The following is a 15,893-nucleotide window of genomic DNA, read 5'->3' on the forward strand; positions in this document are numbered from 1 at the left end:
GCACATACGTAGCTCATTATGACAGGAAGGCCATGAGTTGTCATGAAAATTTTAATATTTATTCCTAAACTTTCCTAACGATTCCCTAACTGTTGGAGTTCGCATTGTTGCCTGACCGCTTGATTCAACCGTTGCAGCATATAACCGATGCCCTTGGCGCCTTGCAAAGGCAAGGAAATCCGCGGCGAAATCTCCCATCCGGCAAACAGCTTCTCCACGGCAACGGCGTACTTTTTTCCACCGAGCACCACGACTTCCTCCGCATCCCCCAGCCCGCGCGCCAGCCATTGTTCCCGCAAGCGCGCAACCGTTATCACGGAGCTTGGATCGGAGGTGAACGACACGTCGTAATTCTCCGTCAACCGATCGTCGGGAAACAACACTCCGTGCTTCGCCGACAAAACGATCCAGCGGTCAAAAAAAGCCTCGGCATACCTCTGACTCGCTTTGGCAAACGCCCCGATGTACACGTCTTGCGCCCGCGTCGCTCCCGCCTCCGGATCTTTGTCCCAGATCTTTTTCGCCCCGCAAGGCGTGATGCACACCCGCTTCATCGATCTCTTCCTTTCAAATGATCAAAAACGGACCACGCCGCCGCAGTCCGTTCGTCCATCCCATCTCAAAAATTAAATAGAAACCGCAATCTCCGAGAGTTGGTCGGCCGAAGACGCGACGGCGGCGACCGCCATGTTGATCTCTTCGATCACGTTGGCAAAACTCAGCAAGTCGGAGTCAATCGCGTTGGTTTGGGCTTTTAACTCCTCCATCGACGAGAAGATCTCGTCAAACGAATCCGACAGCACGTCGATCTCCCGCACGCTTTCTTCCACAAGTTCCTTGACGGAGCCAAGGGAGTCGGCGATGTGCAAGATGCCCTGCTTGGTTGCGGCGATCAAGTCGTTGACGCCGGATACCGATTCCTTGGTCTGCTCGGAAAGTTTACGAACTTCGTCGGCGACGATGGCAAATCCCCGGCCCTGTTCCCCGGCGCGCGCCGCTTCAATGGCGGCGTTGAGCGCCAGCAGGTTCGTCTGGTCGGCAATGCCGGAGACGATTTCCACGATCTCTTGGATTCTATCAGAAGCGCTCCGCAGCGTGTGCATCTCGCTCTCGACTTTGCGCATGCGCGCTTCCATCGTACGCATCGCCTGGCGTTGGACACTCAATTGCGTCTTGCCCGCTTGCGAGCCTTGCTCCGTCCGGGCCGCCGTCGCGGCTCCCTGTTGAGCGGAGCGGACGATCTCGCCGGTTTGCGCGGTGACTTCTTGAAGCGCCGAAGAGGTCTGTTCGGTGATCGCCGCCAGTTCTTCCGAAGTCTCGCGGACTTTGCGGCGCAGTTCCGATTTCTTCACTTCTTCTTCGAGGCGTTGGCGCTCCAGTTCCGCTTCGTAGGCTTCCAGCACCAGCATCTGCTCCAAGTTGAGCATCTTGGTGACCGCCAGCAACAAGCGGCTGTAGTCTTCCTTGGTGGTCGTATGTTCAAAAAGCACGCCCGCCATAGACAAAAGCAAGTCTTGGAAGGCACACATGTACCATTTCGGCTGGAGGCCGACGCGGACGTGAACGTGCGCGATGATCTTGCGCTGTTCAATAAACTTACGGTCGATCACGCCGGCGAACATTTCACTGATATGACGGCGCAGCGTACCTTGCAGGCGTTGCACCGTGCTGTGGTCGTTGATGATCTGCATCAGCGACGCTTCTTGCTCTAGATTTTTATAAAACTGTTCGACGATTGCACCGAGATTCTCTGTCACATAAGGCTGCAAGAACCGAATGGCCGCCAAGTCCAGAGGCGTCATCGAAATCATCTGCAGTTGTTTTTCCAGATCGGAGCCGGGCTCCACCGCAATACGGACTTCCGGCAACAAGCTTTCCAGTTCTTGCAACAAGGTGTGTTGAGTTACTTTTTTAAAAAAACCCATTTCGAGACTCCCCCTCACCCTTCATCATACCTGTGTTCTAAGAGGCTTGGCAATACACCTAAACAGGAAAAAAAAGTTGAATTGATTTCCCCGGCTCTGTCAACCTGCCTTTATGATATAGTAGGAGTATTACATGTTTTACGAGGGTGATCCGATGAACCAACCCGCTTGGAACCGCAAACTTCTAAACGGCTACTGGATGGTCGTGTTGTTGTATTTTTTGGCGGGGCTTGCGGGACTGGTGGTAACCATTGTGCAATTTGCGTGGTGGCTGGACTACTATCTCCTGCACCAGTTGCTGATCCCATTGGGCTTGATGGCAGTCGAAGTGGCGGCGCTCGAATTTGGATTTCGCAAGCGCCAAGAGCGGATGGAAGTTTGGTTTCTCCTGACAGCCACCGTGCTGGCGGCGACGATCGTCTGGTTCAACCCGAACTTGCACGGTATGTACGCGCTGTTGGCGCTCTCCACGCTGATGTCGCTGATCTACTTCGAACGTCGTCTGACCCTCTTCTCCGCCCTGCTTGGCATCTTGGCCCTGTTTTTGTTGCAAGTGAACCCGGCTGTTCACGCCAGCATGTCGGCGTATGAGCTGATCGCGATGGTTGCGGCGTTGTTCGGTGCCTATCTGCTGGGGCTTTGCGTGATTTTGCGCGGCGAACAGATTCTCAACCAGTTGAAAAAAGCGATGGAGTCCGAGCGCGACTTGCTCGTCGATAACATCATGTACGATACGATGACCAAGACCGACGCTCTGACCGGACTCTACAACCACAAAACGTTCCACGAATACTTGGACAGCCTGTTGAAACTCGAAGCGGATCAACTGACGATGCAAGTGGCGCTGCTCGACATCGACAATTTTAAGAGCATCAACGACACCTACGGGCATTGGGTCGGCGATCTGGTGCTCAAGCGCATCGCGTTGATGATTCGCGAAGTGGTGACGCCCAACGACTTTGTCGCCCGCTACGGCGGCGAGGAATTTGCGCTGATCTTGACGGACAGCACCGCTGAGCAAGGGCATCGCACGCTCGATGAAATTCGCCGCCGCATCTCGGAAGTGGTGCATGAAGAATTGGACGGCCGCTCTGTCACCGTCTCCATCGGCTTCACCGACCGCGAACCCGGCATGCGCAAGGAAGAGCTGTTCAAGATGGCCGACACGCGCCTCTACACCGCCAAGCGCACCGGCAAAAACAAAGTCGTCGGCGTCCGGCAAGAAACGCCAAATCTGTAGAAATTCACACCTGCGAAAAACCCTCCTGTGCTCAGGGGGTTTTTTTCTGCCCAAACGACCTAGAAACTTCTGGAAATTATGATTATAATAAATTAAAACAAGATGAGGAGTGTGATCATTCATGTCTAAACACAATGAATTTGCTTGGATGAGTGCAACTGAAATGGCGCACTTGATCCGGACCCGCCAAGTGTCTCCGGTCGAGATCATGACCGCGACGTTGGCGCGGATTGAAGAGCTCAACCCGCAGCTCAACGCGTTTGTCACCCTCGTGCCGGAGCAGGCATTGGAAGGAGCCCGCGCCGCGGAAGAAGCGGTGATGCGCGGTCGGCCGATCGGCGCTTTGCACGGCGTGCCGATTGCGATCAAAGACCTCACCCCGACGGCGGGCATTCGCACGACGATGGGCTCGAAACTGTTTGCCGACAACGTTAAGGCTGACGACGCGATCATCGTCAAGCGCTTGAAAGCGGCGGGCACGATCATCGTCGGCAAAACCAACACCCCGGAATTCGGACATAAGGGCACGAGCGACAACTTGCTGTTCCCGACCACCAAGAACCCGTGGAACCTCTCCCGCACGTCCGGCGGGTCGTCCGGCGGCGCGGCGTCTGCGGTGGCGGCCGGTCTGGTTCCGCTTGCCGAGGGCGGAGACGGCGGCGGTTCGGTGCGCATCCCGGCGGCGTTCTGCGGCATTTACGGCTTCATCCCGACGTCGGGCCGATTGCCGTCCGACATCTTGAACCCGTTTGCCGGCACTTCGCCGTTCCTGCGCTTTGGCACGCTGACCCGTTCCGTGGAAGACTCGGCGCACATGTACCAAGCGATGCTCGGCTACTCTGCGAAAGACCCGATCTCGTTTGAAACCCACCCGCACGAAGACGTGCGCTTGACGCTGGAAAACGGCGTGCAAGGTCTGCGCATCGCTTATTCGCCGAACCTCGGCTACAAGCCGATCGACCCGCAAGTCCGCGCGTCGGTGGAAGCGGCGTTGCAAGTGTACCGCGACCTCGGTGCCGTCGTTGAAGAAGTCGATCTCGAACTGGTCGATCCGCTGAAGAACATCGACGAAGAGTGGGCGAAACTGTGGTACGCGATGATCGCGGCGATTTTCGCGGGCGCTCCGAAGGAAGTGCTCGACCAACTCGACCCGGTCGTCGTGCGCATGATTGAACTCGGCAACAACCTCGGCGGCGTGGAATTGACCCTTGCGTCCTATGCGCGCGAGATGATCTACAACCGCCTGAACGCCGTTCACGAGAAGTACGACCTGCTGGTCACTCCGACCACCGCTTGCACGGCGTTCCCGCACGATCTTCCGGCGAGCGGCCCGCTGGCGATCAACGGCCCGACTTCGATTGCAGGCGTTGCGATCGACCCGTTCCTCGGCTGGGCGCTGACTCCGATGATCAACCAAACCGGCCATCCCGCGGCGACCGTTCCGGTCGGCTTCGACGATGCCGGCCTGCCGGTCGGTCTGCAGCTGATCGCGCCGCGCCTCGGCGAGCAAGTTCTCTATCGCGCCGCCCGCGCCTTCGAGCGCTCGCAAGCGCACAACCAGCGCCGCCCGCAAGTGGAAGGCGCACTGCACGTCTACTAAAAAAAGCATCGGCACCGCGTCTCTGTGCTTTTACAAAAAAAAGCTCCGGCACACCATTTTGTGTCGGAGCTTTTTTGCCGCCCATTCAGCGAGCCTGCGGTCACGCGACTTTACTTCAACCGACGAATTCCGAACCATTTAGCGCGCATTTCCACCTCCTTCAAATTTTGTGAATGATTTGTATTAATTTCCATGTTATACTTACTTCGAACTCTTCAATCTTCTTAAGGCAGGTGCTCTTATGAACCGATCTCCTTGGTTCACCATGTGGACGCAACCGCGCGCCACGATGGCCGAATTGTTAGCCGGAAAACCGCAACCCGGCATGGTGGCTTTGCTGGCAATGCTCACCGGAATCAGCGATGCGTACAACAAAGCCTCAACTCGCGGCGTCGGCGAATCGTTCGGGGCTTGGACATGGCTTCCGATCTTGGTTGGCGGCGCGATCGGCGGGTATGTATTGCTCTATTTGGCAGGCTGGCTTTTGACGATGGTTGGCCGTTGGAACGGCGGAACCGGATCGCAAGAAGACGTCCGCCGCGCTTGGGCGTGGTCGTCGATTCCAATGGTCTGGTCGTTGCCGCTGATCTTTGTGGAACTCGGCTTATACGGCAACCAGGTTTTCGCCAAAGACCCGGAACCGTTGTACGGACCAGGTACCCTGATTCCCGTGATCCTGTCTTTGATTGTTTCAATCTTGGACGTCATCGTTGGGATCTGGAGCCTCGTGGTGTTTTTTAAATGTCTGGCGCAAGCGCACTCGTTTTCCACGGGCAAAGCGTTTGCAACCACCGTCTACTCCATGCTTTTGGTCGCGGGCACGGTGTTGTTGTTCGGCATATTGATCGTCGTTATTACGTAAACAAACACGAAAAAAGCCCTCGCCGCATCCGGTACACCCGGGGGTGAGGGCTTTTTTTCTACGACGTGCCGAGGTTGTTGAGGCGCAGGCTGAGGTCTTGGGAGAGTTCTTCGAGGTTCAACTCGACCAGCACTTCGGTGAGCGCGTCCGGCCAAAACCCCGTGCCTTGCTCCACCAAACAAGCGAACTTGCGCCCGAATTTGCGCAGGATCAGCAAGCGATAACTCGTGCCCTTCGCCCGTTCCCGCCAAACGGCGATGCTGTGCAGCAGTTCGTCGAGGAACTCCTCCTCGACTTGGGGAATCCGCGCGACCGCATCGAGCAGCAACAATTCAAAGTAGGAAAACTCCCGCTTCTCCACGATGCGCCGGTAGCGCCGCACCAACAGCCGGCCCGATTCCCACAGATGCTTGGCTTCGCGGGACCGGTACGTCCTTGCCGTGACGTCCGGCGAGAGGATGCCCGCCAACTCCTCCAGCGAGTACTGATCTTTCAACTCCAAGATCAGCCGGATGCGCTCTAAAATGCGCTCCCGTTCAAAAAAAGTCTCTTGGCCCGTGCTCGCCGATTGCTTCTGAAACCACGACTCCGGGATTAAGTTCTGTCGTTTCCATCTGTACAATTGCCCGTATGAGATCCCGGTGAGGGTCAGCAGTTCCTTCTTGGAAATCCAAGGATTGGACTCGCTCATCTCGATCCACTCACTTCCTCATGTAACATTGTTACAAGTTTGATGGTAAAGTGAGCGGCGCCAGATGTCAACTCATTCTGCAGATTGCAGTTCCAAACCCATCTCGCGGCTGCGGCGGGTGGCGGCGTCGACGACGCTGTGCATGACCTGCGAGAACCCCGCTTGCTCCAACACCTGCAAGCCCGCCATCGTCGTGCCATTGGGCGACGTGACTTGGCGGCGCAGTTCGCTTGCCTCAAGCCCCGTTTCCTGCATCATCTTGCCCGCGCCGAACAGCGTTTGCAAAATCAAGCGCCTCGCCGTTTCCGCCGACAGCCCTTGCGCTTCTGCCGCCTGCTGCAAGGCTTCCACCATGTAGTAAAAATACGCCGGTCCGCTGCCGGACACGCCGGTCACGGCGTCCATCTCGTGTTCATCCACGATGCTGACTTCGCCGAGTTGCGCCAACACATCGCACGCCAAGTCCATCGCTTCTGCGTTGCACGTGCGGCCGAAGCAGACCGCCGTCGCCGATTCCAGCACGGCGCAGGCGGTGTTCGGCATCGCCCGGACGACGGCGACACGCGCGCCGACTTGTTTTTCGATCGCGTCGGTTCCGATGCCCGCCGCCAGCGAGAGCAGCACAGCGCCTTTTTTCAAAAAAGGACGCAACCGCCCCGCCACCGCCAGTAAATCGTGCGGTTTGACCGCCAGCACGACGATGTCTGCCGCTTGAATCGCATCGGTCTGCGCCCAGATGTCGTCGACCGTTCGCACGCCGTACATTTCACGCAGCGCAAGCAATTGCTCGCGGCGGCTGCGGTTGGTCACCGTAATTCTCTCCCGTTCCACCGCCCGACCCGCCGTCAACCCGCGGATCATCGCTTTGGCGATCGAACCTGCTCCTATGAGGAGGATGTTGCAGTCTTTCAGATGCCGCTCTGTCATGATCTCCACTCCTCCGTCTCTCTTTTTTGGGTATGGGAACGAAAAAAACCCCCTCGCCCTCCAAGTTCCGTCGAACTTGAAGGACGAGAGGGTCTGTATGTCTCTCTCGCGGTACCACCTTCATTGAGTCGTCTGCCTGTGCACCGGCAGACTCCCCCACTCTTACACAAAACCGATGTAACGGTCGGCACCCGTCCTGCTTTTCACAGGCCGCTCCGGAGGCGGGTTCGGTCTGTTCATCCGGTGGAAGCTCTCAGCCGCTGGCGTCCACTCTCTGCTACGGATTCCTAGACGTACTCACTCCGTCATTGCGATGGAATGTGTTTTGCAATAGTTTGCCACCGAGACGAGGCGGTTGTCAAGGAATTGTTTTTCGGAAGATTCGGGTGTATGATGGGACAAACTGGGGAATTGGGAGGATTTAGAAATTTTTACAGTAGAACTCTTGAAAAAAGACCTTCGCCGCAGGGCCGAGGTCTTTTTCTTCAAGCGGGATCGTTAGGGACAGGTCGGAGCGACTTGTCCGTCTGATCCTGTATAGACGTAGGCGTCCGAAATGTACTGGTTGCTGGTGGAGGAAATTTTATCCCACAGCGTGGTGGTGCCGTACGTACCGGTGACGGACTGGCCTTTTTCTTGGCAGTAGATGGTGACTTTTTGGTTGTCAGCTACAGAGCCGACAATGCTGTAGGTCGTGCTCGGACCGGAACGAACGTTCAGGTCGGCGCCCGCGGTGTTGACGGTGCCGGCAACGCCGCTGGAGGTGCAGGAGTTTTTCGAAGTGTAGTTTTTGGTGCCCCAGTAGAGAATTTCAGCGCCGTTCCAGACGATTTTCTGCGTAACGCCGTTGGAACGCTCTTCAAAATGCAGGTGCGGGCCGGTCGAACCGCCGGTGGAGCCGACAGTACCGATTTTTTGACCCTGTTTGACCGATTGGCCGACCGAGACGGTTTGCGTGTTCAAGTGCGCGTAGTACGTGGTCCAGCCGTTGCCGTGATCGATGACGATGTACTTGCCGTAGCTGGTGCTGCCCAAGTCTTTTACGACCGAAACCGTGCCGGCTGCCGATGCAACAACCGTATCGCCGAGATCGTCGGCGCGGTTGAGGTCGACTGCGTTTGCCGGAGAGTGGTCGGTGCGGGTTTGACCTTCCCAGACTTGTCCACAGGGGAACGGCATCTGGAATGCCGGTGCCGCAGATGCTGCCGACGGGAACATGCTGACGAACATGAGCGCGATGGCGAAAAGCGGAAGCAGATACTTCTTCCAGTTTTTCATGCGTTTTGGCCTCCTCTATCTGTTATTTATCAGAGCTGGGTTTTTATTATATATGAAAAAATGTATATTTTGAATAATTTTTATGAAATTCTCAAAATCTTTATCCCGCGAAGGAGATGAAGTATGAAAAAGACCTTGTATTTGTATGTGAAAGCGTTTTCCGACTTCGGGAGCATGATGGATACGATCGTGCTCAGTTCGTTGATTTTGCAGCTGACGAACTCGCCGTATTGGTTGTCCGGTTTGCTGTTGATGGGCGTGGCGGGCGGAACGGCCTCGGCGCTGCTGTCAGGGGTTTTGGCGGATCGGTACAACCGGCGGTCGCTGATGATCTGGAGCGATGTGCTGCGGGCGGTGACGCTGCTGTTGATTTTGGTGTGGCCGACGCCCCTCGTGATTTTGGCGGTGCGGTTTGTGAACGGGCTGTTGAACTCGTCGTTTCAAGTCGGGTTTCAAAGCGAGATCCCGCGCATGTTCGGCGAACAGCGTTTGGTGGCGGTCAATTCGCGGATTGCGCGGTACCGCTCGATTTCGATGGTGCTCGGGTTTCTCTGCGGCGGGACGTTTGCGGTGCTTCTCGGGTATCGATGGGTCTTGGTGTTGGATGCCCTGTCGTTTGTGATTTCGGCGGTTGTGTTGACGGGGATGAAGTGGGAGCAGAGCGCGCAAAGTTCGCAAAGTTCCACGGGCGGAGTTCGTGCAGAAGCGGAGGTCAAGCGGGAGTCGTTTGGGAGAAACTTCGTGGAAGCGTGGGGGTATTTGCGGGGGAATTCGATCTTGCTGATTGTGATGCTGGTCAGCTTGATCGACACGTTCGGTTCGGCGTCGCATAACTTGGGATTTCCGCTGTTGGCGGCGTTTCTCGACCCGGATCACCAAGCGTTTGTGTACGGCTCGATCTGGGGCATTTGGGGTGTCGGCAATGTGTTGATGACGACGATCATGCCGCGGATTCCGAAACTGCAGGAGCGGTTGGTGCCGTTTTACCTTGGTTGTACGGTGTTGATGTCAGCCGGGTTTATCTCGACACTCAGTTCCCACTCGCTACCGCCCGTGTTGGCGTTTGCGTTTCTGACCGGGATCTTTGATGCCGGTTCTGTGACCGCCAACGGGATGATCGTGCAAAGCGTGGAGAACTCGATTCGCGGGCGGGTGATCGGCGTTTCCACGTTCCTCGGTCAGTTCGGCTTCGGCCTCGGATTTCTCGTCGCCCCTTGGCTGGTGGACGTTGTGGGACTCACGCAGATGGTCTGGGTGCTGCACGGCATCGTGATCGTGACCACGCTCGGGGCGATTGTGCGGTATGCGCGAACGGTGCGCGGGAGGAAGGCGGGGAGGGATTTGCCTGCGTAAGGGATGGGAGGAAAAAAGGAGACTGCCGTGCCGTGCGGCGGTCTCCTTTTTTATGAACTCATCTGCGGTCGTCGGTTGGTTCCTTCCGTGTTGAGAATCAAATCGGGAAAAATCGAGCTGCCGACGCCTATGAGGAGATATTCGAGAAACGTGAGGTTCGTAGCCCCAAACTCTTTCCAGATCCCTATCGATTCGGGGGACCAAGCGGTGGTCCAAAAGTATGTTTGTTCTTTCAAAAGCGGTGCCGCAGAGGGCGTTGACACGAATAAAGTCCGTGCCCATTTCACGTAATTGGCTTCAGGGTCTCTCGCATGACCGGGACACGTTGCGGCGCTCAAGTTGCCGATATGGTACGCGTCACGATCGCCCCACCTGCAAAAAAAACTTTTGGAAGTTTGGATATTGGCGGAGAGATTGCCGGATCTCCCGAACTTTTCAGCTTTTCCGATATACAACGGGAGAACTCTGTCGTCTCGCCGCCAAAACATCATGTAGATCAAGCCGTCATACTTCCCCGTTCTTTCTTTGAAATCTCGCCTCACTTTCTCAGCTTCCCCGATCAAAAGAGATTCCATCTGTTGACTTCTCTTCAACAAAAGCCGTTGGTCATGGCCGTGTGCAGCGGTTTGCACGCGCAGGTAATCATCGGTTTCAAACAACGGAACCCCATGCTCGATCACCCGATGCTCACGGCAAAACGCATCCCAAAATTCCTGCCTGCTCATAGGATGAACTCACTTCTGAAGGGACTCGATCCCACACTGTCATTTTGCATACACAATTTATGAATGTGGCATCTGTAAATCCTATTCTCCTCTACCCATTGGGAATCCGCAACTGAATCGTATGTACACCCAATTCGTTCGCTCCTATAATTTCCGAATGTCGACAAATATCATAAAAAGTAGTATATTTTTCACAGAGTCCTTTATAATTATTGAAGTTGATCGAGGTGATCTCTTACATTCTGTTTCACTTGCCGCTGTCTGAATTTTTTGCGTAGTTTAGAGAAAGGGGTTCCCACGAATGGAACGGAAACGCCAAGGGAAATCGTCTTCGTTGAAAGCCAAACTCATTGCGGTCTGTCTGCTGTTGCTCGCCGTCCCCAGCTTGATCATCGGGGTGCTGGGATACGATTTTGCCAAAAACCAACTTGATGCCGCCGGAGAAAAGCAACTGAAAAATGACGTTCATTTCACAATCGAACTTATCCATGATCTGAACCAAGAAGTGAAAAACGGTCATCTCGCCTTGCCCGAAGCGCAAGAAATGGTCAAACAGAGCATCCTCGGCCCCAAGGATGCCAACGGCAAACGCCCGATCAACCAAAAATTTGACATCGGCGAGTACGGCTACCTCTTCATCTACGACCAGTCCGGAAACGCCGTCGCGCATCCGAACAACGAAGGCAAAAACCTCTGGAATACCCAAACCGCAGACGGCCGGTATGTCCAGCAAGAAATGATCGCCACGGCCAAGTCCGGCGGCGGCTTCACCGCCTACACATGGCCGCTCCCCAACAACCCTGATCAAAACGCGGAAAAAATTACCTACTCCGAACTTGATCCCGAATGGGGTTGGGTCGTTTGCGCAGGCTCCTACCTCCAAGACTTCAACAGCGGCGCACAAGAAATTCTCCACCTCCTCCTCATCACCTTGGGCGTTTCACTTGTTCTGGGCACCGTTCTCGTGCTGCTGTTTGCACGCGGGATCACGCTTCCCCTCGTCCGCATCGCCCGCCAAGCGACCGCTGTCGCCAACGGCGATCTCTCGATGGAGCCTGTCGTTGTCAAAAACCGAGATGAGCGCGGACGCTTGGCGGAAGACTTCAACACGATGGTCGCCACGCTCAAACATCTCGTCACCGAAGTCGGACAAAGCGCCGAACAGATCGCCGCTTCCTCGGAAGAGCTGACCGCCAGCGCTCAACAGACGTCGCACGCCTCCGAGCAGACGGCGATGACGATGCAGCAGTTGGCAGAAGGCACAGACAAGCAAGTGCACACCATCACCGACACCGACCAGACGATCAAAGAGCTTGCGTCCGGCATTCAGCAAATCTCCGCCAGCGCTCAGACCGTTTCGCAGACCGCCATGCATGCGTCCGACACGGCGCAAGAAGGCACCGCCGTCATCCGCAACGCCGTCGATCATATGGAAGTCCTCGGCGAAGATGTCAACCGCCTCACGCACCGCATGAACGGCTTTGCGGAACATGCGCGCAACATCGGCGGCATCGTCAAAGCGATCGCCGGCATCGCGGCACAGACCAACCTCCTCGCGCTCAACGCCGCCATCGAAGCGGCGCGCGCCGGTGAACAGGGGCGCGGATTTGCCGTCGTCGCCGATGAAGTTCGCAAGTTGGCGGAACAGTCCTCGACGTTGGCAAGCCAAATCGGTGAAACGATCTCCACCGTGCAATCGGAAATCCTCAACACCGTCGATGCCGTGCAATCGAGTTCCGCGCACGTGGCGGAGGGCATCCAAGCCGTGTCGGCGGCAGGCGGCTCCTTCCGCCAGATTCAAGCGGCGATCGACGAAGTGGCGATGCAGATTCAAGACGTCTCCTCCGCCGTCCAACAGATGTCGACGGGAGCCGACCACGTTTGCGAAACGGTCGATACGATCAAATACGTGACAGAACAAGCGGCGGCCGGTACGCAGACGGTCTCCGCCACCAGCGAAGAACAACTCGCCTCGATGGAAGAGATCACCTCGTCCGCCAACGCCCTCTCGCAGATGGCCGAAGCTCTCGAAGCCATGATCAAGCACTACAAGCTGTAAAAACAGCTGCAATAAACAGCATGAAAAAAGACCGCTGCCCTCCAACGGGCGCAGCGGTCTTTTTTTACACGGGACGGTTCTGTTTTTACTTCGAGCGCGGCTTGTTCCACCTGTACGAAACCGCGAGCAATGCGGTCACAGAAACCAGGCTATTTCCCGACCGCGGAAACGGAAGCGGGTTTGGAAAGTTTGTTTTTGCGGGTGATTTGCACCGTGTAGAGCACGAGCGCGCTCCAGATGAACGCAAACGAAATCAAGTCGGCGGTCGTGAACGCTTCGTGGTACAGCGCCAAGCCCAGAATCAACGTCAACGTCGGCGAGATGTATTGGAAAAACCCCATCACCGACAGCGGCAGCCGCTTCGCCCCTTCCGCAAACAGCAGCAGCGGCATCGCCGTCGCCACGCCTGCCAGCAAGAGAATCGCGATCTTCCAGCCCGGCAAGATGCCAAACGCCGTCCCGCCGTGCTCAAACCCGAGCAGATAGATCAAAGCGAACGGAAGCACGATCAGGGTTTCCATCGTCAGACCGGCGACGGTGTCCAGTTGCAGTTTTTTCTTGGAGAGGCCGTACAAGCCAAACGACAGCGCCAACGTGAGCGCCACCCACGGGAATTTCCCGTACGTGACCGCCATGATCAAGACGCCGATCAACGCCAAGCCGATCGATCCCCATTGCCACTTCGAAAGCCGTTCGCTGAGGAAGAACACACCGAGGAACACGTTGACCAGCGGGTTGATGTAGTAGCCGAGACTCGCTTCCACCATGTGGTTGTTGTTGACCGCCCAGATGTAGATCACCCAGTTGACGGAGATCAACAGAGCGCTGATCGTGATCGAGAGACGGCTCTTCCAAGTGGGAAAGCTCTCTCGGAGCTGCTTCCATTTCTTCATGACGGTGACGAGGAGGAGGACGAAGACGACAGACCAGATGATGCGGTGGGACAGAATCTCCCACGCGCCGACTTCGGTGAACGTTTTCCAGTAGATGGGCAGCAGGCCCCAGATGATGTAGGACAGTGCTGCGCAGATGTAGCCGATTCTCATGTTTCTCCCCATCTCCTATCTGTATTTCCTAAAACAGCAAGCGCAGCGGCGGTCGTTTCGTCACGACCACTTGCCCCAGTTCATAGCGGCCGTCCGCCCGGCGTCCGTCCATCGCGAAGTCGATGCCCGGTTTTTTCGTATCCGGGTCGAGAATCGCGACGCAGAGCGTGTACGTGCCGGGTTCGAGAGTTTCCGGCACCGGCAGAAATTCCTGCACGTCGTTCTCCCCCGGCAGCCAGCGCGTGATGTCTTGCCCGGTGATCGTCGCGGCTGCCACATGTCCTGCGGTGTCCACCAACGAGAGCTCCAACGGCCATTTGTAATAAAAAGGCGCAACGCCGCGGTTCGCGATCGTCAGCGCGACGGAAAGCAACCCGCCCTGGCGTACTTGCTCCGAGAAGGAGGCGTTGGGGATCGTGAAGCGATACCCCATCGTGTTCAAGAAGCGGTCGAGGTTGGCTTGCTCCGCCGGCGGGAATTTCTCGTCCGCCAGTATGGACGCGCCCATCCACGAGACGTGCGTGTCGCGCGCCTGCTGCAAAACACTCTCGATCTTGTCAGACTTCACCAGCCCCTTCACCGTGTCGGCATCGCCGAACTCGCCTCCGCTGGGGCCTTCTTTCCAGAACTCCGGCACCGCGGGGATGTCCGCTTCCGCCAAGGAAGAACGGTAGCCGTTCTCATACCAGTCCTTGAAATCGTACGTGCTGCGCGCATTTCCGAACATGTCGTTGTACAGCCCGATGCCGTACTCGCCGACGATCGGATACGGGCGGCGCATCAAGAGTTTTTTATCGGGAAACGCGTCGAGGTATTGATGGACGTAGAGATCGGATATTTCTGTTTTCGGAAACGGGATGTATTGCGTGTCGGTTTGCAACGTGTGCCACTCGCCCCAATGCCCGAGGCTCCCCAGCGCGAGAAACGCGATGCGGGGGTCGTGGTCGTAGCGCTCGCCGAGTTTTTTCATCAGTTGTGCGTGTTCTTGGATCAAAATCGGGTTGCTGTAATTGGGAGAGAACCCCTTGCCGAGATCGGCGTCGTAGTACGCGCCGTCACCGTGCATTTCTTGGTAGAGCCACTCCGGAATGTCGATGTGCTTGGTGTCGGAACTGTAATCGAGGACGACGCGCAAGATCACTTTGGCACCGCGTGCGTTCCACTCGTCAAAGTGCAAGCGTTTCTCCACGCCTGCGAAATTGAACTGACCCTTCACAGGCTCCAGTTCCTTCCACGTAACCACACCGTACACCAAGCGGTGCGGTTGCACGTAAGGGCCGTCGTGATCGGCGCCGGGCGCAAGACCCATGAAGGGGTTGTTCAAGACGGCTTGGGTCTCTTGTTTGTGCACGTGCACCACCATCGGTTGCTCCATCCCCGAAATCGGAGTGGTGCCGGTCAAATCGACGGTCAGCAAGAGAGCGGCCGTCAGCAAAATCGTTTTGCGAATCATGAAAAAACCCCCTCACTCCCATAGTACCACGCCCCCGATTTTTCGCATAACGAAACAGCCGACCCCTTGGCGGAATCGGCTGGTTTTTTTAGAGCATTTTTTCCAAAAAGGTGTAGACCGTTGCAAGGATCGGCAACGTGTAGGAGTACATGATGAAACTTAGAGTATGAAGAGTAATTTCGATTACTGATCCGTCATTTCATACAGATTCGCGCCATTTGCGTCCACTACCGAAACACTCTTAAACTTTGTATCTTTGTCAGGAGTTACTGCTTGGATGATATATCCTATCTTATCTGCCTTTGCCGCAGTTTCCGTTTGACCATTCGAAAACTGGACAACGATTTTCTTGGCTGCATTCCTTACTTTTTCATCATTAATAATGACAATTGCATAGGCTTTATCTCCAGCAGAATAAGACACGTGAACGGGTGCAGCATGACCTGGAGTAAATTGCGAAGAAGTATGCCAGCTATTAATTTTCCCGTTACTATCCAAATAAATTCCATACGTGCCTACCTCATAATCTGTTTGGTAAATCACGAGGTAACTATTCTGCAGCGTTGCAATATCTAACGGTCGAATATTATTTTGTTCCAGATATGCGTTGAGTTGGGCTTGCGAAGGCATTCCCGTGTTTAGCTGGGTGACCTTTGCCGCCGAACACCCGCTTAAACAGATTGTCAAGAAAACAGAAAAAATTACAAATCGGAAACGTTTCATGTCAACAACTC

14 protein-coding genes and 1 pseudogene are annotated in these 15,893 nt (G+C 55.8%); 5 read left to right on the forward strand and 10 right to left on the reverse strand.

Annotation, left to right across the window (positions count from 1 at the left end; all coding sequences use genetic code 11):
• Positions 1 to 74: 74 nt before the first annotated feature.
• From EL26_RS01425 to EL26_RS26600, 3 genes and pseudogenes are all read right to left on the reverse strand, one after another.
• Positions 75 to 554 (reverse strand): DUF6884 domain-containing protein, encoded by a 480-nt coding sequence (locus EL26_RS01425; RefSeq protein WP_038083592.1) that lies wholly within the window; start codon positions 552 to 554, stop codon positions 75 to 77.
• 72 nt (positions 555 to 626) lie between these two features.
• Positions 627 to 1,409 (reverse strand): methyl-accepting chemotaxis protein, encoded by a 783-nt coding sequence (locus EL26_RS26595; protein ID WP_420802046.1) that lies wholly within the window; start codon positions 1,407 to 1,409, stop codon positions 627 to 629.
• A pseudogene (locus EL26_RS26600) lies at positions 1,386 to 1,925 on the reverse strand (protoglobin domain-containing protein); the annotation flags it as partial. The gene EL26_RS26595 and the pseudogene EL26_RS26600, both read right to left, overlap by 24 nt.
• A 154-nt stretch (positions 1,926 to 2,079) precedes the next feature.
• Between EL26_RS26600 and EL26_RS01435 the strand changes: the two are divergent.
• The 3 genes from EL26_RS01435 (at position 2,080) to EL26_RS01445 (ending at position 5,627) form a co-directional block, all read left to right on the forward strand.
• The gene (locus tag EL26_RS01435) at positions 2,080 to 3,165 is read left to right on the forward strand and encodes a GGDEF domain-containing protein (RefSeq protein WP_161780636.1); all 1,086 of its coding nucleotides are present in this window, start codon (positions 2,080 to 2,082) and stop codon (positions 3,163 to 3,165) included.
• A gap of 121 nt (positions 3,166 to 3,286) precedes the next feature.
• Positions 3,287 to 4,765, forward strand: coding sequence for an amidase (locus tag EL26_RS01440; RefSeq protein WP_038083594.1), 1,479 nt, complete (start codon positions 3,287 to 3,289; stop codon positions 4,763 to 4,765).
• Positions 4,766 to 5,006: 241 nt separating this feature from the next.
• On the forward strand, positions 5,007 to 5,627 hold the full coding sequence (locus EL26_RS01445; protein WP_038083596.1) for a Yip1 family protein: 621 nt from the start codon (positions 5,007 to 5,009) through the stop codon (positions 5,625 to 5,627).
• Between the two features lie 58 nt (positions 5,628 to 5,685).
• Here the strand turns inward: EL26_RS01445 and EL26_RS23265 are convergent, their stop codons facing one another.
• The 3 genes from EL26_RS23265 to EL26_RS26380 all read right to left on the reverse strand — a co-directional run bounded on the left by EL26_RS23265 (position 5,686) and on the right by EL26_RS26380 (position 8,523).
• Complete coding sequence (locus EL26_RS23265) at positions 5,686 to 6,318, reverse strand: DUF4004 family protein (RefSeq protein WP_052035849.1); 633 nt, start codon at positions 6,316 to 6,318, stop codon at positions 5,686 to 5,688.
• Positions 6,319 to 6,390: 72 nt separating this feature from the next.
• Positions 6,391 to 7,245, reverse strand: a complete 855-nt coding sequence (proC, locus tag EL26_RS01455) for a pyrroline-5-carboxylate reductase (protein WP_052035850.1) — start codon at positions 7,243 to 7,245, stop codon at positions 6,391 to 6,393.
• A 498-nt stretch (positions 7,246 to 7,743) separates the two neighbouring features.
• Positions 7,744 to 8,523, reverse strand: a complete 780-nt coding sequence (locus EL26_RS26380) for a M23 family metallopeptidase (RefSeq protein WP_038083598.1) — start codon at positions 8,521 to 8,523, stop codon at positions 7,744 to 7,746.
• Between the two features lie 123 nt (positions 8,524 to 8,646).
• Here EL26_RS26380 and EL26_RS01465 point away from each other — a divergent pair, with 123 nt between their 5' ends.
• Entirely contained in the window at positions 8,647 to 9,876 is a 1,230-nt protein-coding gene (locus EL26_RS01465; RefSeq protein WP_038083600.1) for an MFS transporter, read from the forward strand.
• A gap of 50 nt (positions 9,877 to 9,926) precedes the next feature.
• On the opposite strand, the gene EL26_RS23270 is transcribed toward EL26_RS01465, so the two are convergent.
• Positions 9,927 to 10,601 carry a hypothetical protein gene (locus tag EL26_RS23270; protein WP_052035851.1) on the reverse strand — a complete coding sequence of 225 codons (675 nt, stop codon included), beginning with the start codon at positions 10,599 to 10,601 and terminating at the stop codon, positions 9,927 to 9,929.
• A 301-nt stretch (positions 10,602 to 10,902) separates the two neighbouring features.
• On the opposite strand from EL26_RS23270, the gene EL26_RS01475 reads away from it, so the two are divergent.
• A complete protein-coding gene (locus EL26_RS01475) occupies positions 10,903 to 12,660 on the forward strand; it encodes a methyl-accepting chemotaxis protein (protein WP_038083602.1) in 1,758 nt (585 codons plus the stop codon).
• A gap of 149 nt (positions 12,661 to 12,809) precedes the next feature.
• Here EL26_RS01475 and rarD read toward each other — a convergent pair whose 3' ends face one another.
• The 3 genes from rarD to EL26_RS01490 all read right to left on the reverse strand — a co-directional run bounded on the left by rarD (position 12,810) and on the right by EL26_RS01490 (position 15,882).
• Positions 12,810 to 13,706, reverse strand: coding sequence for an EamA family transporter RarD (gene rarD / locus EL26_RS01480; protein ID WP_038083605.1), 897 nt, complete (start codon positions 13,704 to 13,706; stop codon positions 12,810 to 12,812).
• 28 nt (positions 13,707 to 13,734) lie between these two features.
• A complete protein-coding gene (locus tag EL26_RS01485; protein ID WP_052035852.1) occupies positions 13,735 to 15,159 on the reverse strand; it encodes a DUF4832 domain-containing protein in 1,425 nt (474 codons plus the stop codon).
• Positions 15,160 to 15,342: 183 nt separating this feature from the next.
• Positions 15,343 to 15,882: a hypothetical protein gene (locus tag EL26_RS01490; RefSeq protein WP_038083607.1), complete on the reverse strand. Its 540-nt coding sequence runs from the start codon at positions 15,880 to 15,882 to the stop codon at positions 15,343 to 15,345.
• Positions 15,883 to 15,893 lie beyond the last annotated feature (11 nt).

The organism is Tumebacillus flagellatus (assembly GCF_000714935.1).
GTDB lineage: Bacteria > Bacillota > Bacilli > Tumebacillales > Tumebacillaceae > Tumebacillus > Tumebacillus flagellatus.